At 67.2% G+C, this 22,273-nt stretch carries 17 protein-coding genes; 7 read left to right on the top strand and 10 right to left on the bottom strand.

Going from position 1 to position 22,273, the window contains the following annotated elements:
• Positions 1-3: 3 nt before the first annotated feature.
• The 4 genes from G6N33_RS17300 to G6N33_RS17285 all read left to right on the top strand — a co-directional run bounded on the left by G6N33_RS17300 (position 4) and on the right by G6N33_RS17285 (position 4,687).
• Entirely contained in the window at positions 4-2,016 is a 2,013-nt protein-coding gene (locus G6N33_RS17300; protein WP_044508030.1) for an acetyl/propionyl/methylcrotonyl-CoA carboxylase subunit alpha, read from the top strand.
• Complete coding sequence (locus G6N33_RS17295; protein WP_044508032.1) at positions 2,017-3,183, top strand: acyl-CoA dehydrogenase family protein; 1,167 nt, start codon at positions 2,017-2,019, stop codon at positions 3,181-3,183.
• A 10-nt stretch (positions 3,184-3,193) separates the two neighbouring features.
• Positions 3,194-4,012 (top strand): enoyl-CoA hydratase family protein, encoded by an 819-nt coding sequence (locus G6N33_RS17290; protein WP_044508034.1) that lies wholly within the window; start codon positions 3,194-3,196, stop codon positions 4,010-4,012.
• Positions 4,013-4,087: 75 nt separating this feature from the next.
• Positions 4,088-4,687 carry a DUF1707 SHOCT-like domain-containing protein gene (locus tag G6N33_RS17285; RefSeq protein ID WP_163771559.1) on the top strand — a complete coding sequence of 200 codons (600 nt, stop codon included), beginning with the start codon at positions 4,088-4,090 and terminating at the stop codon, positions 4,685-4,687.
• A gap of 226 nt (positions 4,688-4,913) precedes the next feature.
• Here the strand turns inward: G6N33_RS17285 and G6N33_RS17280 are convergent, their stop codons facing one another.
• The 6 genes from G6N33_RS17280 to G6N33_RS17255 form a co-directional block, all read right to left on the bottom strand.
• Complete coding sequence (locus tag G6N33_RS17280) at positions 4,914-6,908, bottom strand: vWA domain-containing protein (RefSeq protein WP_101528099.1); 1,995 nt, start codon at positions 6,906-6,908, stop codon at positions 4,914-4,916.
• Positions 6,901-8,286, bottom strand: a complete 1,386-nt coding sequence (locus G6N33_RS17275; protein ID WP_061556919.1) for an ATP-binding protein — start codon at positions 8,284-8,286, stop codon at positions 6,901-6,903. Before G6N33_RS17275 ends, G6N33_RS17280 begins: the two co-directional genes overlap by 8 nt.
• Positions 8,287-8,338: 52 nt before the next feature.
• Positions 8,339-9,934, bottom strand: a complete 1,596-nt coding sequence (gene purH, locus G6N33_RS17270) for a bifunctional phosphoribosylaminoimidazolecarboxamide formyltransferase/IMP cyclohydrolase (RefSeq protein ID WP_044508043.1) — start codon at positions 9,932-9,934, stop codon at positions 8,339-8,341.
• Complete coding sequence (gene purN / locus G6N33_RS17265; protein WP_044508045.1) at positions 9,931-10,578, bottom strand: phosphoribosylglycinamide formyltransferase; 648 nt, start codon at positions 10,576-10,578, stop codon at positions 9,931-9,933. Before purN ends, purH begins: the two co-directional genes overlap by 4 nt.
• An 83-nt stretch (positions 10,579-10,661) precedes the next feature.
• Complete coding sequence (locus tag G6N33_RS17260) at positions 10,662-12,041, bottom strand: cell division protein PerM (RefSeq protein ID WP_408632735.1); 1,380 nt, start codon at positions 12,039-12,041, stop codon at positions 10,662-10,664.
• Between the two features lie 48 nt (positions 12,042-12,089).
• A complete protein-coding gene (locus tag G6N33_RS17255; RefSeq protein ID WP_044508048.1) occupies positions 12,090-12,944 on the bottom strand; it encodes a DUF5336 domain-containing protein in 855 nt (284 codons plus the stop codon).
• Between the two features lie 284 nt (positions 12,945-13,228).
• Here G6N33_RS17255 and G6N33_RS17250 point away from each other — a divergent pair, with 284 nt between their 5' ends.
• Positions 13,229-14,077 carry an LLM class F420-dependent oxidoreductase gene (locus G6N33_RS17250; protein ID WP_101528098.1) on the top strand — a complete coding sequence of 283 codons (849 nt, stop codon included), beginning with the start codon at positions 13,229-13,231 and terminating at the stop codon, positions 14,075-14,077.
• Positions 14,078-14,081: 4 nt separating this feature from the next.
• Here the strand turns inward: G6N33_RS17250 and G6N33_RS17245 are convergent, their stop codons facing one another.
• From G6N33_RS17245 to sucC, 3 genes are read right to left on the bottom strand one after another with little or no spacing between them, the layout of a single operon-like run.
• Positions 14,082-15,620, bottom strand: coding sequence for an acetyl-CoA acetyltransferase (locus tag G6N33_RS17245; RefSeq protein ID WP_044508050.1), 1,539 nt, complete (start codon positions 15,618-15,620; stop codon positions 14,082-14,084).
• Positions 15,621-15,680: 60 nt separating this feature from the next.
• The gene (gene sucD, locus G6N33_RS17240) at positions 15,681-16,583 is read right to left on the bottom strand and encodes a succinate--CoA ligase subunit alpha (protein ID WP_044508052.1); all 903 of its coding nucleotides are present in this window, start codon (positions 16,581-16,583) and stop codon (positions 15,681-15,683) included.
• A 12-nt stretch (positions 16,584-16,595) separates the two neighbouring features.
• Positions 16,596-17,759 (bottom strand): ADP-forming succinate--CoA ligase subunit beta, encoded by a 1,164-nt coding sequence (gene sucC / locus G6N33_RS17235; protein WP_044508054.1) that lies wholly within the window; start codon positions 17,757-17,759, stop codon positions 16,596-16,598.
• 265 nt (positions 17,760-18,024) lie between these two features.
• Between sucC and G6N33_RS17230 the strand changes: the two genes are divergently transcribed.
• On the top strand, positions 18,025-19,119 hold the full coding sequence (locus tag G6N33_RS17230) for a M23 family metallopeptidase (RefSeq protein ID WP_408632734.1): 1,095 nt from the start codon (positions 18,025-18,027) through the stop codon (positions 19,117-19,119).
• 1 nt (position 19,120) lies between these two features.
• Positions 19,121-19,705 (top strand): hypothetical protein, encoded by a 585-nt coding sequence (locus G6N33_RS17225; protein WP_231382463.1) that lies wholly within the window; start codon positions 19,121-19,123, stop codon positions 19,703-19,705.
• Here the strand turns inward: G6N33_RS17225 and pcrA are convergent.
• On the bottom strand, positions 19,702-22,071 hold the full coding sequence (pcrA, locus tag G6N33_RS17220) for a DNA helicase PcrA (protein ID WP_044508059.1): 2,370 nt from the start codon (positions 22,069-22,071) through the stop codon (positions 19,702-19,704). The two genes, G6N33_RS17225 and pcrA, sit on opposite strands and share 4 nt — an antisense overlap.
• Positions 22,072-22,273: the final 202 nt, after the last annotated feature.

Below are 22,273 nucleotides of genomic sequence, written 5' to 3'. Positions count from 1 at the left end.
CCAATGGCCATCACTCGAGTACTGGTTGCCAACCGCGGCGAGATCGCTCGCCGCGTCTTCGCCACCTGCCGGCAACTCGGGCTGGGCACCGTCGCGGTCTACACCGACCCCGACGCCGCCGCCCCGCACGTCGCCGAGGCGGACGCCAGGGTCCGCCTGGCCAAGACCAACGACTATCTCAACGCCGAGGCGATCATTGCCGCCGCCCGCGCTGCCGGAGCCGACGCTATCCATCCCGGGTATGGATTCCTATCCGAGAACGCCGATTTCGCCGCCGCGGTCCTGGAAGCGGGCCTGATCTGGGTGGGACCGCCGGTGGACGCGGTGCGCGCGATGGGATCGAAGATCGAGTCGAAGAAGTTGATGGCCTCGGCCGGTGTACCCGTCCTCGACGAACTCGATCCCGACTCGGTCACACCGGCTCAGCTGCCGGTGCTGGTCAAGGCCTCTGCCGGTGGCGGCGGCCGCGGGATGCGGGTGGTGCGCGAGTTGTCGGCGCTGGCAAGCGAAGTCGCCGCGGCGCAGCGAGAGGCGCAGAACGCCTTCGGCGACCCGACCGTGTTCTGCGAGCGCTACCTGCCGACCGGTCACCACGTGGAGGTGCAGGTCCTCGCCGACACCCACGGCACGGTGTGGGCGGTCGGCGAACGCGAGTGCTCGATTCAGCGCCGCCACCAGAAGATCATCGAAGAGGCGCCGTCACCGCTGGTGGAGCGCATTCCGGGCATGCGGGACAAGCTTTTCCACGCGGCGCGGCTGGCCGCCGGGGCGATCGGATACGCCGGTGCCGGCACGGTGGAATTTCTCGCCGACGATAGCGGGGAGTTCTTCTTCCTGGAAATGAACACCCGGCTGCAGGTCGAGCACCCGGTCACCGAGGAGACCACCGGGGTGGACCTGGTCGCGCTGCAGCTCGCGGTCGCCGCAGGCGACCGCCTGGATGCCGAACCGCCCACTGCTCGAGGACATTCGATCGAGGCCCGGCTGTACGCCGAAGACCCCGCGCGCGGGTGGCAGCCGCAGGCCGGTCGGGTGCACACCGTCGACGTGCCCGGCGTGCGAGCGCAGTTCGGCTCGCTGCGAGAGCGCACCGGAATCCGCCTGGACTCCGGCATTGTCGACGGATCGTCGGTGTCGATTCACTACGATCCGATGCTGGCCAAGGTCATCTCCTACGCGCCGACGCGCCGGCAGTGCGCACTGGTGCTTGCCGACGCGCTGGCCCGAACGCGGCTGCACGGGCTACGGACCAACCGCGAACTACTGGTGAACGTGTTGCGCCATCCGGCCTTCCTCGATGGGGCGACCGATACCGCGTTCTTCGACACGCACGGGTTGGCGCAACTGGCGGCGCCGCTGGCCGATGAGGGCGTTGTCCGTCTGTCGGCAATCGCGGCCGCGCTCGCCGACGCCGCGCACAACCGCGCGACCGCCGCGGTTTTCGGATCCCTTCCCAGCGGTTGGCGCAACCTGCCGTCGGGCCATCAAGTCAAGACGTATCGCGATGACCGGGACACCGAGCATCGGATCGAATATCGGTTTAGCAGAACCGGATTGGTGCTTGCCGGAGATGGATCGGTACGCCTGGTCTCGGCGACGCCAAACGAGGTGGTGTTGACCGACGCCGACGGGGTGGACTGCCGGTTTACCGTCGCGCGCCACGGCCGAGACGTCTACGTCGATTCGGCACGCGGACCCGTTCGTCTGGACGCGATCCCCCGGTTCCCCGACCCTGGTTCGTCGGTCGCGAAGGGATCGCTGGTGGCGCCGATGCCAGGCAGCGTCATCCGGGTCGGCGCCCAGGTGGGCGACAGCGTGACAGCCGGGCAGCCGCTGATCTGGCTGGAGGCGATGAAGATGGAACACACCATCAACGCCCCTGCCGACGGCGTGCTCGCCGAACTCAGTGTCCAGGCCGGTCAGCAGGTCGAAGTCGGGGCAGTCCTGGCGCGCGTCAAAGCCCCCACCGCGGATGCGGCGCCCCAATCCGAAGACCAACCACAAGGAGATTCCTGAATGACCGACACCAGCTTCATCGAAAACGAAGAGCGGCAGGCGCTGCGAAAGTCGGTGGCAGCCTGGGCCGCCAACTACGGCAGCGAGTACTACCTGAAGAAGGCGCGTGCGCAGCAGCACACCGACGAATTATGGTCGGAGGCCGGCAAATTGGGCTTCCTCGGGGTGAATCTCCCGGAGGAATACGGCGGTGGCGGAGCCGGGATGTACGAGCTGTCGCTGGTGATGGAGGAGATGGCCGCGGCCGGCAGCGCGCTGCTACTGATGGTCGTCTCGCCGGCCATCAACGGCACCATCATCAGCAAGTTCGGCACCGAGGAGCAGAAGAAGCGTTGGATTCCCGGCATCGCCGACGGAACCCTGACGATGGCCTTCGCGATCACCGAGCCGGACGCCGGCTCCAACTCGCACAAGATCACCACCACCGCTCGCCGCGATGGCAGCGACTGGATCTTGACGGGTCAGAAGGTCTACATCTCCGGTGTCGACCAGGCCCAGGCCGTGCTGGTGGTCGGGCGCAGCGAGGAGGCCAAGACCGGCAAGCTCCGCCCGGCACTGTTCGTGGTACCCACCGATGCGCCCGGATTCACCTACACGCCAATCGAAATGGAGCTGATCAGCCCCGAGCGTCAGTTCCAGGTCTTTCTCGACGACGTCCGGCTGCCGGCCGACGCATTGGTCGGCTCCGAGGATGCCGCGATTGCTCAGTTGTTCGCCGGCCTCAACCCGGAGCGGATCATGGGGGCGGCCAGCGCGGTCGGCATGGGGCGGTTCGCGCTCAGCAAGGCCGCCGACTACGTCAAGACCCGTCAGGTGTGGGGAACACCGATCGGTGCACACCAGGGCTTGTCGCATCCGTTGGCGCAGTGCCACATTGAGGTCGAACTAGCCAAGCTGATGATGCAGAAGGCCGCCACGCTCTATGACAGCGGTGACGACGCGGGCGCGGCCGCGGCCGCCAATATGGCCAAATATGCTGCGGCGGAGGCGTCTACCCGGTCGGTCGACCAAGCCGTGCAGTCGATGGGTGGAAACGGGTTGACCAAGGAATACGGCGTCGCCGCCATGCTCGCCTCGGCGCGGCTCGGGCGGATCGCCCCGGTCAGCCGCGAGATGGTGCTGAACTTCGTCGCGCAGACATCACTGGGCCTGCCTCGAAGCTACTGAGATCCCGCTGATGGACACTTTGGTCGAATACGCCGGCCCCGACGATGTCGCGGGTCCGTTCGCCCGGCTGACGCTGAACTCGCCGCACAACCGCAACGCCCTGTCCACCGCCCTGGTGAGCCAGCTGCACCAGGGCTTGCGGGACGCGGCGACGGATCCCGCGGTGCGGGCGGTGGTGCTGGGCCACACCGGCGGCACCTTCTGCGCCGGTGCCGACCTGAGCGAGGCCGGTGGTGGCGGCCCGCGTGCCGATCCGTTCGATCTGGCGGTGGCGCGCGCGCGGGAGATGACCACGCTGTTGCGTGCGATCGTCGCGTCGCCGCTGCCGGTGATCGCCGCCATCGACGGCCACGTCCGGGCCGGCGGGTTCGGTCTCGTCGGCGCCTGCGACATCGCGGTCGCCGGGCCGCGCAGTACCTTCGCGTTGACCGAGGCCCGCATCGGGGTCGCCCCGGCCATCATCTCGCTGACTCTGCTGCCGAAGCTGTCGCCCCGGGCGGCGGCCCAGTACTACCTCACCGGCGAGACGTTCGGTGCCGCCCAGGCCGCGCAGATCGGCTTGGTCACGTCGGCAGCCGAGGACGTGGACGCGGCCGTGGCGAAACTCGTCGCCGACATCGGGCGCGGCTCACCCCAGGGCCTGGCGGCCTCCAAAGCGCTCACCACAGCGGCCGTGCTGGAGGGGTTCGACCGTGACGCCGAACGGCTTAGCGAGGAATCCGCGCGATTGTTTGTGTCCGAGGAGGCGCGCGAGGGCATGCTGGCGTTCTTGCAGAAACGTCCGCCCAGTTGGGTCCGCCCGACCAACTCCGACGATGCCGACCAGTAAGCCGCGCGTAGGCGGATGGTTGCGATTTAGCCAACCCTCTTGCAGCAACAGTTGCACGTCGTACGCTCGTGGATGATGAGCGACTCGCCGCAACACGACGCGAAGGCCGCGCGCGACGATTTGTCGCGTGCGGCCGACACGGATCGCATTCAAATCGCGCAACTGCTGGCCTACGCGGCTGAGCAGGGGCGGCTGCAGCTCAAGGACTATGAGGACCGCCTGACCAGGGCGTACGCGGCGACGACGTACGAGGAATTGGACCAGTTGCGGGCCGATTTACCCGGCGCCCAAATGAGCCCGCGCCGCGGTGGCAAACCGAACCCGGCGCCGTCCACCCTGCTGCTGGCGCTGCTGAGCGGATTCGAGCGGCGCGGTCGTTGGAACGTACCGAAGAAGCTGACCACCTTCACGCTCTGGGGCACCGGGGTGGTCGATCTGCGTTATGCCGACTTCACCTCGACCGAGGTGGACATCCGGGTGGTGTCGATCATGGGCGCGCAGAGTATTGTGCTGCCGCCGGAAGTCAACATCGAAATCCACGGCCGCGGCGTGATGGGCGGTTTCGACCGCGATGTCCTCGGTGAGGGCACGCCCGGCGCGCCCCGGGTGAAGATCCACGGGTTCTCGTTCTGGGGCGGCGTGGGCATCAAGCGCAAAGCGCGCCGCGCGCACTAGGGAATCGACGCCTCGAGCCGATCAGGTGAATCACTGAGGCTACCGGCTGTAGCCCAAATGGACCAGCGTCCCACTCAGCGGCGCGCCGAAAAACGTTGCCCCGGCACGCGTTCCAGCACGCTCGGCCACGCAGCGCCGCGCACTGCCGCCGAGTTAACCTCGAAAGCAGTTGCGCAACAATGAATTTCACGCGACATGCTGGCAAGCCAGCAGCCCGGTCTGAGCACTAGCGACGGCGCCGAGTGCGCAGATAGTCGCCGACCACGGCGGCACCCAACCCGTCCAGGTCGGGCACCACGACGCGGCCCTCGACTCGCCTTGCCACCTGGTCGATGAACCGCGCCAGGCCCGGGTCGCTACCCAGCCGGAAGATGGTGATCTGCGCGCCCAGCCGCGCCATGTCGTCGAAGCCACGCACGGTGTGCGCGATGGTCCGCGGGTGCGGCGGATAATCGAAGAACACCGCGGAACCGTCACCGTCGAAGTCCTCGAGGTGCGCGGTCGGTTCCCCGTCCGTCACAACCAGGACGACAGGCTGCGCATTCGGGTGCCGGCGCAGATGGCGACCCGCCAGCGCCAGGGCGTGATGCAGGTTGGTGCCCTGTTCGTACACCCCCTCCAGGCCGGTGAGCTCGGCGGCCGTCACGGTGCGGGCATAGCGGCCAAAAGCAATGATCTGCAGGGCATCTGAGCGGAAGCGGGTGCACACCAGATGGTTGAGCGCGAGCGCCGTCTGCTTCATGGGCAGCCAGCGATTCTCCATCACCATCGAGAACGAGGTATCGACGAGCAGGGCGACGGCAGATTGGGTGCGGGTCTCGGTCTCGGACACCTCGACGTCGTCGACGGAGATGTGGAGGGGACCGGCCGGTCCGTCCAGCGTCGCGGTGCCCGCCCGCCGTAACACGGCGTTGGTCAGCGTACGAGGAATGTTCCACGGTTCGGTGTCGCCGAACTGCCACGGCCGCGTCGCGCCGGTCAACTCACCTGCAGCGCCGGCACGACGGTGGTCCCGTTCGCCGCGACGGCTGGAAAGTTGTTGCGCCACATCGCGTAACGCTGTCTCGCCGAGTCTGCGCATCGCCTTGGGCGACAGCCGCCACTGGCCGTCGGAACCGCGATCCAAAAAGCCCTGGTTGACCAGTGCCCGCTCCAACTCGGCCAACGTCCGCGCATCGATGGCAGCCTGGTCGCCGAGCTGGCGTGCCAGCGCGTCCAGGTCGACGTCGTCCATCGTGGCGCCGGGATAGCTTTGCGAGAGCTGATCGGCGAGCTGCTCGAGCTCGGCGATGTCGGACAGCGCCTGGGTGCCTTCGCCCATGCCGAACGGATTGTCACCGGAGAACTGCTCGGAACCCGTCCAGTCTTCACCCGGCCGGGCGGATTGCAGGTGCGAGTCGAGCCGGCTCAACGCCTGCATGAGCGACGGCGAACCGAAGGCCTGCTGCGCCAGGGCATCGAGTTCGGCCCGCTGGTCTGGGCTCAGGCTGTTACGGAAGCGCTGGGCGGCGGCGGCACGCTTGGCCAGCGAGTCCAGTAGCTCCTCCACGTTGCGTGGGTTCTCCGGGAAGAACTCGCCGTGCTTGTCCATGAAGTCGTCAAAGTCTTGCTGGGTGTCTTCACCGCGCGCATGCTTATCCAGCAGCTCGTTGAGGTCGTCGACCATGTCGGTGACGCGCTGCCGGTCCTCGTCGGTCGCGCCTTGCAGTGCTTCCTTCATGCCGGCGAAACGCTGGTCGAGCATTTCGCGGCCAAGCAAATCCTTGATTTGGTCGTACTTTTCCCGCGCCTCGGCGCTGCGCCAGTTGTATTCGGATAGTTCTTGCACCGCCTTGGCCGGCGATGCCGGGAGCGCGTCGAGCTGCAACTCACCGAACCGCGCGTCGTCGTCGAGCGCGCGGGCCAGCTCCTTGCGTTCAGCCAGCACCGCCTCGTCGAGCAGCTTCTTGATCTCCTGCAAGGTGCCGTCTAAGTTGTTCCTGCGCAACAGATCCCGTCGCCGACGGTTCGCTTCGGCGGCCAGCCGGTCGGCGCCGGGCATGTTCTTGGTGCCACGGCGGAGCAACTCGGACAGGGCCCGGCGCGGCGAGGTGCCGGCCATGACGTCCTGTCCGATCTGCTCGAGCGCCTCGCGCAGGTCCACCGGCGGGGCCAGCGGGTCCGGCCCGCCGGTGTACGCCGAGTAGCGAGACGAGTGTCCCCGCGAAACTGGCTTAGCCATAAACCGTTTGGCCCTCCCCGGAGACCTTGTCGATGCGTTTGGCCAAATACAGCGCCTCCAACGCCAGCTCCAGCGCCGCGGCGCGTTCGCCCTCGGATTCGGCGTGCAGCCGGTCGGCGATCTCCTCTACGACGGGCAGTCCGGGAACCGCGGCGAGGACGTCCTTGGCCGAGATCCGTTCGCCCGTCGTCACCGCCGAGCCGCCCTCGACGGCCGCCACCAGGGAGCCGACGTCGATGCCGCCGAGCGCCCGGGACGCGGTGTCGGCGGTGGCGCGGCGCAACAGGTGCTCGAGCACCGCCTGTTCGCGGCCTTCTTCACCGGATTCGAATTCCAGCTTGCCGCGCAGCACGTCGATCACGGTGCCCAGGTCGACCACCCGCGCCACCGGGTCACTCTCGCCGAGTACGGCACCGCGGTGGCGGGCGGAGGCAGCGACCGTTTCGGCGGCGGCGATGGCGAACCGCGCCGACACCCCGGAGCGCTGATCGACCGAGTTGGATTCCCGCAAATAGCGGGCAAACCGGGCGATCACCTGCGTCAGGTAATCGGGGACCTGTGCGGTCAAGTGCGCTTCCTGCGTGATGACGCCCACTTCGGCGTCGAGCTCCAGCGGGTAGTGGGTGCGGATCTCGGCACCGAACCGGTCCTTGAGCGGGGTGATGATGCGGCCGCGGTTGGTGTAGTCCTCGGGGTTGGCGCTGGCGACCACCAGCACGTCGAGCGGCAGGCGCAGCGTGTAACCGCGGACCTGGATATCGCGCTCCTCCATGACGTTGAGCATGGACACCTGGATGCGCTCGGCCAGGTCGGGCAGTTCGTTGACCGCGACGATGCCGCGGTGCGCGCGAGGGATCAGCCCGTAGGCGATGGTCTCGGGGTCGCCGAGGCTGCGTCCCTCGGCCACCTTGATCGGGTCGATGTCGCCGACCAGATCGGCGACGCTGGTGTCGGGGGTGGCCAGCTTCTCGGTGTATCGCTCGCTGCGGTGCCGCCATTCCACCGGGAGGTCGTCGCCCAGGGTGGCGGCCCGCCGGATCGACTCCGGCGTGATCGGCGTGTAGGGGTGCTCACCCAGCTCGGCGCCCCCGATCACCGGTGTCCATTCGTCGAGCAAGCCGACCAGCGCGCGCAGCAGCCGCGTCTTGCCCTGTCCGCGCTCACCCAGCAGTACCACGTCGTGCCCGGCGATCAGCGCCCGCTCCAGCTGCGGCAGCACGGTGTCCTCGAAACCCAGGATCCCGGGCCAGATGTCGTCACCCTCGGCCAGCGCAGTCAGCAGATTTTCGCGTATTTCCTGCTTGACTCCACGTTCACGATGACCGCTGGCGCGCAGTTCACCGACGGTGCGGGGCAGATTGCTCGGTGATGTCACCACTCCAAGTTACGCGCCGTCCACCCGCGTCACCCAGTGAGCGGTTCCGTGAGCTTCAGTGAGCAAAGTGACGGGCCCCGGTGAGGTATACGGTGACGCCGGCCGCGGCGGCCGCCGCGGTCACCTCGTCATCGCGCACCGAGCCGCCGGGATGCACGATCGCCCTCACGCCGGCGCGTGCCAGCGTCTCCAGCCCGTCGGGGAACGGGAAGAACGCGTCGGACGCGGCGACCGCGCCACTGACTCGGTCGGTGCCGCCCGCATTTCCTCTTTCGACGGCCAGCCGGGCCGCGTCGACTCGGTTGACCTGCCCCATGCCCACACCGATCGTGGCGCCACCGGAGGCGATCACGATCGCGTTGGACTTCACCGCCCGGCAGGTACGCCACGCAAAGACCAGATCGCTCAGGGTGGCCGGGTCGGCGGGCGATCCGGTGGCCAATGTCCAGTTCACCGGGTTGTCGCCGTGCGCGTCGAGCTGGTCGCGCTGTTGCATTAACAGTCCCCCGCTGACCGGCCGCACCTCGGAGCCGCCGGCCAGCGGCTCGGAGGCGACCAGCACCCGGATGTTTTTCTTGCGGGTCAACACCTCGATGGCCTCGGGCGCATACGCCGGCGCCACGATCACCTCGGTGAAGATGGTGCTGACATACTCAGCCATCTCCAGGCTGACTTCGGTGTTGGCCGCGATCACGCCACCGAAGGCGCTGAGCGGATCGCACTCGTGGGCCTTGCGGTGTGCGTCGGCGACCGACACCGACGAGATCGCAATGCCGCACGGGTTGGCGTGTTTGATGATAGCCACACAGGTCTCTTCGTGATCGAACGCTGCGCGCCAGGCGGCGTCCGCATCGGTGAAGTTGTTGTAGGACATCTCTTTTCCGTGCAACTGTTCGGCCTGCGCCAGCCCCGGCCACGCGCCCGGATCGACGTAGAGTGCCGCCTGCTGGTGCGGGTTCTCGCCGTAGCGCAGGGTTGCCGAACGCCGCCAGCTGTGGCCAAGCCAGCGCGGAAAAGTCGTCTCCGGATGCTCGGGCGCCAGGGTGGTCTCCATCCAGCTCGCCACGGCGATGTCGTATTCGGCGGTGTGCGCAAAGGCCAGCGCCGCCAGCTTCTTACGCTCGGCGAGGGTGAATCCGCCGTTGCGCGTCGCGGCCAACACGCCGTCATACCCGAGCGGGTCGACCACCACCGCCACGCTGGGGTGGTTCTTCGCGGCCGCCCGCACCATCGACGGTCCGCCGATGTCGATCTGCTCGACGCATTCGTCGAGGCCCGCCCCCGAATCGACGGTCTGGGTGAACGGATACAGGTTGACCACGACCAGCTCGAAGGCCGCGATGCCCAGCTCCTCGAGCGCCGCGGCGTGCTCCGGCTTGCGCAGGTCGGCGAGCAGACCGGCGTGCACCCGCGGGTGCAGGGTCTTGACCCGGCCGTCAAGCACCTCCGGGAATCCGGTCAACTCCTCCACCGGAGTCACTGCAATCCCTTTGTCGGCAATGGCTTTCGCCGTGGACCCGGTGGAGACGATCTCGACACCCGCCGCGCTCAGCCCCTGGGCGAGTTCGACCAGGCCGGTCTTGTCGTACACGCTGATCAACGCGCGGCGAATCGCTCTCTTCGACTCGTCGGTGTGCACGGGGGTATTCATCCCAGGGTCGCCTTCCGTCCGATCGTGGCCGTTCTTTCGACCACCGTCACGCCGCGCGTCGCGATCGCGGCCACCACGTCCACCAGCAGCCGCCGCTCGACGACCTTGATGCGTTCGTGCAAAGTCTCCTCGGTGTCGCCGTCGAGCACCGCAATGGGTTCCTGCGCCAAAATCGGCCCGGTGTCCATGCCGGCGTCAACCAGGTGCACCGTACAGCCGGTGACCTTGACACCGTAAGCCAGCGCGTCGGGAACGGCATGAGCTCCCGCGAACGCAGGCAACAGCGCTGGATGCGTATTCAAAGTTCGTCCAAAGTATCGTGAAAGAAACTGCGGCCCAAGGATCTTCATGAATCCTGCCGAGACGATCAGATCGGGCGCATGCGCGGCGGTGGCCTCGGTGATGGCGGCGTCCCACGCTTCGCGGCTCGAAAAGTCGCCGAGCCGCACGGTGTAGGTGGGCACCGACGCGGCCGCGGCGATCTCGGCGGCCCGGCAATCGCGGTCCACGCCGACGGCGACGACGCGCGCCGGGAAATCATCGACGGCCGCGGCCAGCAGGGAACTCAGCAGCGATCCGGTGCCCGATGCCAGCACCACCAGTCGCGCCGGCGCACTGGGGGGTACGTGCAGCGGTTCGACCACATCGCGAGCCTACTAATGACCATGCCGGACCGACGATACGACCGGCCGGACGCCGGGTGGCCGGCCGCCGCGAGGCCGTTCAGCTAATCCTCGGTCTCGTGTTCGGCGATGCGCCGCTCGGAGTCGGCGGGTTGGTCGGATTCCGCGGGTTGGTCGGATTCTTCGGGCACCGGATCTTCGGCGTGGCCGGGCTCGTGAAAGTCGGGTTCTTGAAAGCCGGGCTCGTGAAAGTCGTGGGGCACCGATTCGTCGACGCCGGGCTCATCGAGGATGGGCTCCTCAACGGGAGACGCCGCCGGGCGCTTCTGTCTGGGACGGCGGGGCCGGCGCCTGATTCCGCCGGTCATCACCACCGTGATCGAGCCGATCACCGCGAACCAGAAGAAGGTGCCGATCCACAGCGCACCCTGGTCGACGCCCACCTCGCCGAAGTTGCCCAACCGCCCGCTGCCGCCCAGGGCCAAAAGCGACATCACCGAGGCGCCGGCCGCGGCGGCGGCGAGCAGCTTGAGCAGCGCGGGAACCGGAGGAAGGGGGTGCCGGGCGCATTGCTGACCGACGGCCACACCCGAGCACGCCCCCAGAATCAGCAGCGCCACCCACACCGGTCCCAACGGCGGCGTCGGGGCTGCCGCCAAGATGGGCAGCGCCGGGATGTCACCGCCGAACACGGTGAACGAGCTGAACGTCGCGAACCCGAGATGGGCGCTGGATCCGACCGCGACCGCCGACGTGCCGACGATGACGTTGGGTGCGTATAGCACCGCGAGCACAGTCAGGCTGAACTGCCCGAAGATGGAATCGGTGATGCCGAACAGGTCTTGCATCGTCGACCAGTGCACGACCAGCGATCCGGCGGTCACCAAGCCCGACAACCCAGTCAGCGCCAATACGCCGGCCGTGGCCGCACGCAATGAATCGCCCAGCCACCAGGGCAACGATGCCGCCGCCAGTGCCCGTCGACCGACCCGAGAACCCACCCCGATCGCCGCACCCGCAGCGTGCACCGCCAGGACACTGACGAACGCGCGCAGCGCGCTGGGCGTCTGCAGCTCAGTCAGCACCGTCGAGGCGTCGTGAATCACCGCCAGCGCGATCGCCGCTATCAACAGCGGCCCGCCCAGCGCGGACGCGACAACCCATCGGATCACCAGCCACGAGGAGTACCGGGTGGTGGCGCGCGCGGTGGTACGCGCGGTCGCCCAGACCATCAGCAGGATTGGCAGCAGCGGCAATACACCCAGCTCGCGGCCGCCAATCGAGATCGGTACCGCGTGCACGCCCAGCCAGATGCTGGCGATCGCCCCCAGCGCGCCGGTCATGTCGCTGTTGGCGATCAGCAGCTGCAATAAGGTGACCGCGGCGATGACCATCAGGGCCAGGACAGCCGGGCCGAACGCGACCCGGACGAGGTCCCGCGCCTGGCGGGCACCCGCTGCCCGGTTGTCCTCGCTTTCTGACACCGTTTTCACTTCTGGCGCACGGGCCCGACGAGGCGCGAGAGCCCTCGGTTAGGCCGGGGCCGGTCCAGAGGGAGACGAGGGCTGGTCGCCACCTTGTTCGGGCGTTCCGCCGGCAGCGGGCGGGGGGCTGAAGCTCGGGAACCCGGTCGGCGGCGTCGACGGACCCTGGTGGCCTGCCGCCGGCTGGGGCCCCGGCTGCGCGGATTGGGCGCCGAATCCACCGGTCGTCGGGATCGCACTCTGTGTCGGAGCGCTCGAGGAGTATCCGCCGTATTGCGACCCATAGCTTTGTGGGTTGTGCTGCTGCGGACCTTGTTGGCCGTAGTAGCCGCTGTGCTGCTGCTGTCCCCCGTACTGCTGGCCGTACTGACCGTATTGGCCGTACTGCGCGTACGGGTCGTACTTGGGCCGCGGCGGCGGCGGGGTGATGACGCCGGCGTCCAACAGCAGCACGACGATGGCGGCGATGGCCTGCAGGACACTGCAGGCGACCAGCGGCCACATGGCCCAGCCGACCGCGAATCCGGCCGGGGTGTTGATGACTTCCGAAATCGACAGCAGTGCCCCGAGCGTGGCGATGGCCGCGACAACGCCCGCGTAGTTCTTCGCCTTGGGCAACAGGCTCAGCGCCGCGAGCAGCGTGGCCAGGACGGCGACCAGGACCGCGGTGCCTGCGTCACCGGCGCGTCCACCGGAGGCCGGGCCGAGGTCGGCGCTGAGCACGAACGTGGGCCCGAAGTTCAGCAGGTACACCGCCAGACCGAGCACCACCACCGCGATGTTGACGTAGAGGGGAAGCTTGCTTTCCCCGTCGTCGGTTTTCGCGAACGACGGTGTGGCGCCTGGGTAGGAGCCGCCTGGCTGCGCTTGCGGATAGCCGGGATTCCCGGGCGAGTAGGTCATGACTCCTCCTGTTGCTTCCAGTGCCTTCAAGACCTCGTCGGGCGCGACGTCACTGCTGCAGTGCGACGCCGTGTCTGCAGGGCTCGCCCGTCGGTGACGCCAGGGCGTGCCCGCGTTTGCGTTACGCGCGACCGATCAACCACGCTAGCGCACGTTCGAGCGGGTGCGCGGGAGCGACCGGCCCCTAGGCGCGACCAGGAGCGATCGTCTCAGCGGCCCGTCTGCGGGTCGACGTAGCGGGGGCCGCTTGCTCCACAGAGGTAGAACACGTTCTAATTCTGTGCATGGATTACGGGCTCGTGCTTTTCACCAGTGATCGGGGCATCGCCCCGGCGGCCGCGGCCAAACTCGCCGACGACCATGGCTTCACAACGTTCTACGTGCCAGAACACACTCACATCCCGATCAAGCGCGAGGCGGCCCATCCCACGACGGGCGACGAATCGCTGCCCGACGACCGCTACATGCGCACGCTGGACCCGTGGGTCAGTCTGGGCGCGGCGTGCGCGGTCACCTCGCGGGTGCGACTGTCCACCGCGGTCGCGCTGCCCGTCGAGCACGACCCGATCACGCTGGCGAAAAGCATCGCCACCCTGGACCATCTGTCCGGCGGACGGGTCAGTGTGGGCGTCGGGTTCGGTTGGAACACCGACGAACTGGCCGACCACAACGTGCCGCCGGCGCGCCGGCGGACCATGCTGCGCGAGTACCTGGAAGCCATGCGGGCGCTGTGGACGCAGGAAGAAGCCCAATACGACGGCGAGTTCGTCAAGTTCGGTCCGAGCTGGGCCTGGCCGAAGCCGGTGCAGTCGCATATCCCGGTGCTGGTGGGTGCGGCGGGCACCGAGAAGAACTTCAAGTGGATCGCGCGCAGCGCCGATGGCTGGATCACCACGCCGCGTGACTTCAACATCGACGAGCCGGTGAAGTTGTTGCAGGACACGTGGGCCGCGGCCGGCCGCGACGGCGCCCCCCAGATCGTCGCGCTGGACTTCAAACCGGTGCCTGAAAAACTGGCACATTGGTCCGAACTCGGGGTGACCGAGGTGCTGTTCGGTCTGCCGGACAAGCCCGTAGACGAGGTCTCCGCCTACGTCGAGCGGCTGGCGGGCAAGCTGGCTGCCCTGGTGTAGACGCTCAGGCCAGCGCGGCCCGGTTGTTCTCCGCGTTGTCCTTGGCTGTCGACCGCACCACGATCGGCGCGCCGAGCGGCTCGCCGTCGCTGAGTAGCCCTACCAAATCGGGGTCCTCGGTCAACGCCAAGAAGCGGCTGCCGTCGTCGTCGAGGCGCCCGATGATGAGCCCGGTGCGTACCGGCCAGTCGTAGCGCACCGTATAGGTCTCGATGGTTGCCCGGCCGTCGGCCTTGACGGTCACCGGCATCTTGGGACGCGCAGCGACCTCGGCGCGCAGGGCGGCGCTGTTGTCGGGCTTGAAGTTGACCGGCGTGGTCGAGTACACGCCCACGGAGTACTTGCTCATGATCCCGCCATTGGCCGCGACCAGGCCGAATTGTCCTGGCAGGTCCCGCATTTCGCTGACCGTCTCGGCAATGGCGTGCAGTGAGTAGTTGTTGCCCGGTCCCCCGAAGTACGGCAGGCCGCCGGTGAGCGTCAGCCCGCGCGGGTCGTCGGTGGCCAAACCGATCCCGTCGCAGAAGTTGAACACCGGCACCGGGAAGCAGCTGTAGAGGTCGAAGGTGGCAATGTCGTCGATGCCGACACCGGCGCCCGCGAGCGCCTCGCGTACCGCCAGCACCGAGGCCGAGTTGTGGGTCAGGTCGAGGCGGTCCAGCAGCGGCTGGTCCACCATGTCGGCGTGGCCGTGCAGGTACACCCAACGCTCGTCGGGCACGCCCAGTCGGCGGGCGGCGGCCACCGACATCAGCAGCGCGGCCGCACCCTGGTTGACCTGGTCACGGGCCACCAGCAGTCGCGGGTAGGGATCGCAGATCATCCGGTTGGACGCGGTCACGGTGATCAGTTCGTCGACGGTGCGCTCCACCGGGGCCGACGCGAACGGGTTCTTCGCCGCCACCTTGGTGAACGGGGCGAAGAGCTCGCCCATCCGGCGGCGGTAGTCCGCGACGCTCAATCCCAGCCGGCTGCGGCGCGCATTTTCCAGCAGCGCGTACTGGGCGGGCGCCCCGACGAGGCCATGGGCGACGGTGTAGTCGTCGAACAGGCCCTCGTAGCCGAACCCCCGGTCCTCGAGGGAACCCTCGACCGTCTCGGAATGGTCCGGCTTCTCGCGGTCGGCGAAATACCGGATGCTGGAAGTGTTTTCGGAGCCGAAGATCATCACGACCTCCGCCCCGCCGGCGGCGATGACACCGGCGAACTCGGTGACCAGATGTTGTGGACCCTGACCGCCGATGGGCTCGAGAATCGCCCGCGCCGGCGCGGCACCGATGCGCTGAGCCACCGACCGTGGGTAGTTCGTCGACTTGCCCATCGGCGCCGGGGTGCGCCCGGACAGCTCGAACTGCCGGATCGCGGCGACGGTGTCGATGGCGGCGGCTACCGCGGTGACGTCCGCCCCGCAGTCATGCAGGGCAGCCCGGGCGGCCTCGGTCGCTAGCTCCACTGACGACATCCCGCGATAGCCGGAGTCCTCGATGCGCTCGGTGAACTGCCCCACCCCGACGACGACGGGGGTGTTCGGGTCGAGATTCATAGACCAACTATCTACCGCAGAGTCGGGGCCCCGGCCAAATCGAGGCCCCGCGCGGCGGGCCTACAGGTTCTGCAGGATTTCCCGGGCCAGCTCCGCGGTCTCCGACGGCGTCTTGCCCACCTTGACCCCCGCGGCCTCCAGCGCCTCCTTCTTGGCGGCGGCGGTGCCCGACGAGCCGGACACGATGGCGCCGGCGTGGCCCATCGTCTTGCCTTCCGGGGCGGTGAATCCCGCGACGTAGCCGACGACCGGCTTGGACACGTTGGCCTTGATGTACTCGGCGGCCCGCTCCTCGGCGTCACCGCCGATCTCACCGATCATCACGATGACCTTGGTGTCGGGGTCCTTTTCGAACGCCTCGATGGCGTCGATGTGCGTGGTCCCGATCACCGGGTCGCCACCGATACCGATCGAGGTGGAGAAGCCGAAATCGCGCAGTTCGTACATCATCTGGTAGGTCAGAGTGCCCGACTTGGACACCAGCCCGACTGGACCGGAGCCGCTGATGTTAGCCGGGGTGATGCCGGCCAACGCCTCGCCCGGCGTGATGATGCCGGGGCAGTTCGGCCCGATGATCCGTGTCTTCGGGCCCTTCTCGAGGTTGTAAGCCCAGGCATAGGCGCTGTCTTGCACCGGAATTCCTTCGGTGATGACCACCAGCAGCGGAATCTCGGCATCGATGGCCTCGATGATCGCGTCCTTGGCGAACTTCGGCGGCACAAAGACAACCGACACGTCGGCGCCGGTCTCCTTCATCGCCTCGGCAACCGAGCCGAACACCGGCAGCTCGACGTTCTTGCCGACCGGGTCCACGTGCGACACGGTGGTGCCCGCCTTGCGGGCGTTGACGCCGCCGACCACCTGGGTGCCGGCCTTGAGCATCAGTGCGGTGTGCTTGGTCCCTTCGCCGCCGGTGATGCCCTGGACGATGACCTTCGAGTCTTTGTTCAAAAAGATCGACATGGCTTGGCTCCCTTACTTGTTCGCCAGCTCGGCGGCTTTGTCGGCGCCAGCGTCCATGGTCTCGGCCTGGATCACCAGCGGGTGGTTGGCTTGGGCAAGGATTTGACGGCCCTCGTCGACGTTGTTGCCGTCGAGCCGCACCACGAGCGGCTTGTTGGCCTCGTCACCGAGCATGTTCAATGCGGTCACGATCCCGTTGGCGACGGCGTCGCAGCTGGTGATGCCGCCGAACACGTTGACGAAGACGCTTTTGACCTGCTTGTCGTTCAAAATCACGTCCAGCCCCGCGGCCATCACCTCCGCTGAAGCGCCGCCGCCGATGTCCAGGAAGTTGGCCGGCTTCACCCCGCCGTGCTTCTCACCGGCGTAGGCCACCACATCGAGCGTCGACATCACCAGACCCGCGCCGTTACCGATGATGCCGACCGAGCCGTCCAGCTTGACGTAGTTGAGGTCGTGCTCCTTGGCCTTGAGCTCCAGCGGGTCGGTGGCGTCGCGATCCTCGAACTCGGCGTGACCGGGCTGACGGAAGTCGGCGTTGGCGTCCAGGGTGACCTTGCCGTCCAGCGCCAGGATTTGGTCATCCGGGGTCCGCACCAGCGGGTTGACCTCAACCAGGGTGGCGTCCTCGGCGACGAAGAGCTCCCACAGTTTCTGGATGGTCACCGCGGCGGCGTCGAGCACCTCGGCCGGCAGGTGGCCCTGCTCGGCGATGGAGCGGGCGAATGCGAGGTCGACGCCCTTGACGGCGCTCACCGGAACCTTCGCCAACCGCTCGGGCTTGGTGGCGGCCACCTCTTCGATTTCCATACCGCCCTCGACGGAACACATCGCCAGGTAAGTGCGGTTGGCGCGATCGAGCAGGAACGAGACGTAGTACTCCTCGGCAATCTCACTGGCCTCGGCGACCAGCAACTTCTTCACGATGTGGCCCTTAATGTCCAGGCCGAGGATGTTCTTGGCGTGCTCGTAAGCGTCGTCGGGCGTCGCGGCGTATTTGACGCCGCCGGCCTTGCCCCGGCCGCCAACCTTGACCTGCGCCTTGACCATCACCGGCGCCCCGACTTCGGTCGCGATCTGCTTCGCACCCTCGGCGGTGTCGGTTACCCGCCCGGGCGAGGTAGGTACGTTGTGCTTAACGAACAGTTCTTTCGCTTGATACTCGAAAAGGTCCATGAACTCACTGTCTTCGCTCGAGTTGTTTGCAAGGCCTACAGCTGGGCGACGCCGGATTCGGCAACTCGCACGGTGGAACTTTATCCACCCCGTAAACGGGTCCCACCGCCGCATCCACCGATGTGGCTCAGGTCACGAGACGCCGGGTGGGCGTTAAACGTGATCCAGTTCACAATCCGGCTGCGAGGTTGCCAGCCGGTTCGCTCAACGGATACCGTCTCAGGGTCCAGATAACGTTATGGTCACGATACGAGGACATTCCAGGTTGTCCCAGCACAGTCTTGTTCGTTCTCCTGCGTCGTCGGGAGCTGGTCGTCACCACCGCGACCGCTGGACTCAACCTCACCGCAACGAAGTCACCGAGATCCTGCCGCTGGACGGCTTCGACTTCGACGACCTCGAATTCGTGGACTCAGTCGAGCTCGCCGAGCTGGACCTTAGTAACGACTCACCTTTTGACTACGAAGCCCGGGTGCTGTTGGCGCCGGAGCTCGACGACCTGCACGCAATCGACGACCTGACCCCGCTGCGACTGGTCGCCCCCACCTCCGCGGCCGGCGGCGGGGTCGCGCTGCGGATCGCCGACACATTCGACGTCGACTCGCGGCCCACCGACGTGGCGACAACGGACGTTTTCGGCGTGACGCGGCGCGGCGGGCAGCACCGCAAGCAGCCGACCAGCGCAGCCCGCGGCCGCCTGCTGATCTCGGCGATGGCCGCCGGTGCGGCGGCCGCCGCCGCGCACACCGCGACCAGCCACTCCGACACCACCAACGCCGAGACGGTGCTGACCGCCAACGCGTCGGCGCTGACCGGCGGGTCCAGCGGCAACCCCGCGCGGGGCGCGCAGGTGGTCGCCGTGCAGCCGACCGGCAGTGCCGCGCTGCACAATCAGGAACTCGCCAAGGGTGTTGCCTTCGCCAACGACCGCGCGCAGCGCGAGGCGCGACTGCAACAGCCCCTGTATGTAATGCCCACCCACGGGATCTTCACCTCGAACTTTGGCTATCGGTGGGGCGTCCTGCATGCCGGCATCGACCTGGCCAACGCGATCGGCACACCAATCCTCGCGGTGTCCGACGGCGTCGTGATCGACGCTGGTCCCACCGCTGGCTACGGCATGTGGGTCAAGCTGCGTCACGCCGACGGCACGGTCACCCTGTACGGCCACATCAATACCGCGCTGGTCAGTGTGGGCCAGCGGGTGATGGCCGGCGATCAGATCGCCACCATGGGCAACCGGGGCAACTCAACCGGTCCGCACCTGCACTTCGAGGTGCTGCAGGGCGGCACCGAGCGGATCGACCCGGTGCCTTGGTTGGCCAAGCGGGGACTTTTCGTCGGCAATTACGCTGGTTGAGGTGACTGCGCCAAACCACCCTGCGGCCTCCGAGCCGCCGTCTGAACCACGAACACGGATCATCAGGCGCGCCCCGACCGGGCCGCTGCCGACCATCCCGGAGTCGCCGACCACCCACATCCCGCGAGTAGTACCCGGCCAGCCAGACACCCGGGCGGCCGCGCGTGCCGACTCGGCGGGCGGTCCGGTCGATGACCCGGTGTCGCGGACAAGAATCGCCGCCTGTGCGGTCAGCATCGTGAGCGGCTGGGCCACGTCGGTGGTGGCCACCGATCTGATTGCCGGCTGGTGGCAAACCGATCGGCTGTTCTGCATTGCTGTCGCGTTCCTGGCGCTGGTATTCGCTTCGACCACGATTTCCGGCGTGATCATGCTGCTGCGGGAACGTCCGGTAGGACGCCACCTGATTACGGCGGGTGCGGTGGTCGCAATCCTGACCTACGGCGGCGTGTTCATTGCGGGAGCCCACGTCGCGTGGATCGTCTACACGCTGTGGGTGTTGCCGGTCGCGAGTGTGGTGCTCGCATTTTTTCCGGAAATCAGGGCGCGAGCAGGAAGAATCACCGGACGAGTGGGGCGTCGCTAGAGCTTGCTCAGCGGCGCGTGGTTGTGCATCAATTTGACCCGGCCAGAACTACCGAAGTCGATCAGCGACATCGCCGATTCGCCGACGCCGGAAACCTCTTCGACCCGGCCCAGCCCATACTTGTCGTGGGTCACCCGATCGCCGGGCGCCAATACCAGCAGTGGGCGCTTGCTCGCGCCGGAGCGGGTGGGCGCGACGCGCGGCGTCCCGAACCGTCCAGCCCCGCTCACCGGTGCGCTGTAGGACGGCGTCGGCGCGGTGCGCCGCCATTCGATCAGTTCTTGTGGGATCTCTTGCAGGAAGCGCGATTCCGGGTTGAGCATGGGTTGGCCCCAGGACGACCGCACGATCGCCCGGCTCACATACAGCCGCTGCCGGGCGCGGGTGATCCCCACATAGGCCAGCCGCCGCTCCTCGCAAAGTTCGGTGGGATCGTCGAGGGCCCGCATGTGCGGGAACATGCCGTCCTCCCAGCCGGTGACGAACACCACCGGGAATTCCAGCCCCTTCGCGGTGTGCAACGTCATCAGTGTCACCACGCCGGCCCCGTGTTCGGGAATCTCATCGGTGTCGGCGACCAGTGACACCCGCTCCAAAAATGCGGCCAGCACCCCCGTCTCGGGTACATCCTCATCCTCGGGCGCCTGCCCGGACTCGTCGAGCGCCGCATTGTTCGCCTGATCGATGCTGAATTCGTGTGCGACACTGACGAGTTCGTTCAGATTATCCAGGCGGGCCAATTCTTGCGGATCAGTCGAGGACTCCAGCTCCCGACGGTATCCGGTGCGCTCCAGCACCGACTCGACCAGATCGCCGAGGTCGTCGTCGAGGCGGCCGCGCAATTCGTCGAGTAGTTCGACGAAGCCCGAAATCGCCTTTACCGCGCGGGAATTGAGCATCGGCACTTTGCCTTCAGCGGCCGCCACCAGCGCGTCGGCGAAGCTGGCGCCGGTGTTTTCGGCGTAGACCGCCACGCACGCCTCGGCGCGATCACCGATCCCGCGCCGCGGGGTGTTCAGGATCCGCCGCATGCTGACCGCGTCGCCGGGATTGTCCAGCACCCGCAGGTAGGCGACGATGTCGCGGATCTCCTTGCGCTCGTAAAAGCGCACTCCCCCGACGACCTTGTAGGGAATGCCGGCGCGGATGAAGACTTCTTCCAGCGCCCGCGACGAGTTATTGGTGCGATAGAAGACCGCTACATCGTTATAGGTGATTTCGCCGCGTTCTGCGAGGGCGTCAATTTCTTCAGCGACGAACCGCGCTTCATCGTGTTCATTGTCGGCGACATAACCGACAATCAACTCGCCTTCGCCCGCATCGGTCCACAACCGCTTCTCGCGGCGTCCCGAGTTGCGGGCGATCACCGAATTGGCGGCCGACAGAATGTTCTGCGTCGAACGGTAATTCTGCTCGAGCAGAATAGTGGTGGCGTCGGGGTAGTCGCGTTCGAATTCTTCGATATTGCGAATGGTGGCGCCGCGGAACGCGTAGATCGATTGATCGGCGTCGCCGACCACGCACAATTCGGCCGGCGGGACCTCGTGGTCTGGCGCGTGATCTGGCGCGTCGGCCCTCGAGTCGGTGGACCGGCTGTCGGTGCGTCCGACCAGCTCCCGCACCAGGACGTACTGGGCGTGGTTGGTGTCCTGGTATTCGTCGACCAGGACGTGGCGGAAGCGGCGCCGGTAGTACTGGGCGATCTGCGGGAACGTCTGCAACACCGCGACGGTTTCACCGATCAGGTCGTCGAAGTCGAGCGCGTTGGCCGCCCGCAGGCGCCGCTGGTATTCGGCGTATACCGAGGCGACCGTGCGGGCCAAGTCGTCAGAATCATCTGTGAGATTGGACACGGCCCGGTCCGGATCGATCAACTCGTTTTTGAGGTTGGAGATCGCGACCGACAGCAGGCGCGGCGAGTACCGCTTGATGTCCAGACCCATGTCCCGGCCGATCATCTGCAGCAACCGCCGCGAGTCGTCGGCGTCGTAGATGGAGAAGTTGGAATTGAGCCCGTCGATCAGCGAGGCCTGGTTGCGCAGGATCCGCACACACGTCGAGTGGAACGTCGACACCCACATCGCGCGAGCGCGGTTACCGACCAGTCTGACCACGCGTTCCCGCATCTCGGCGGCGGCCTTGTTGGTGAAGGTGATGGCCAGGATCTGACCCACGCCGACCCCACGCGCGGCGATCAAGTAGCCGACGCGACGAGTCAACACCGCTGTCTTCCCGGAGCCCGCACCCGCCACGATCAGCAACGGCGAACCTTCGTGTACTACGGCTTGACGCTGTTGGGGATTGAGCCCCTCGAGCAGCTGCTCTACCTCAGCGCTGGTATCGGCGCCGGTTGCGTGCACAGTCATGTCTGTCTAAATTTACCGCTAACGTCCGACGACAAAGCTGCAGGCCGTGGCCGCCCGAGAAGGTGAGCCAGTCGAACTCGTCGTTTTGCTCCCGCGTGTCCGCCGCTGTGGCACACTCTTAGCATGGACAATGCACAGCTCCATCGCCGCCTCTCGATCCTCGAGTGGCGCCGCCGATTTCTCCATCGGTACCGTCCAGCGG

This window comes from Mycobacterium simiae, from assembly GCF_010727605.1.
GTDB classification, from domain to species: Bacteria; Actinomycetota; Actinomycetes; order Mycobacteriales; family Mycobacteriaceae; genus Mycobacterium; species Mycobacterium simiae.
Note: the sequence above shows the minus strand (reverse complement) of the source record. Positions and strands in the feature narration are given on the sequence as shown.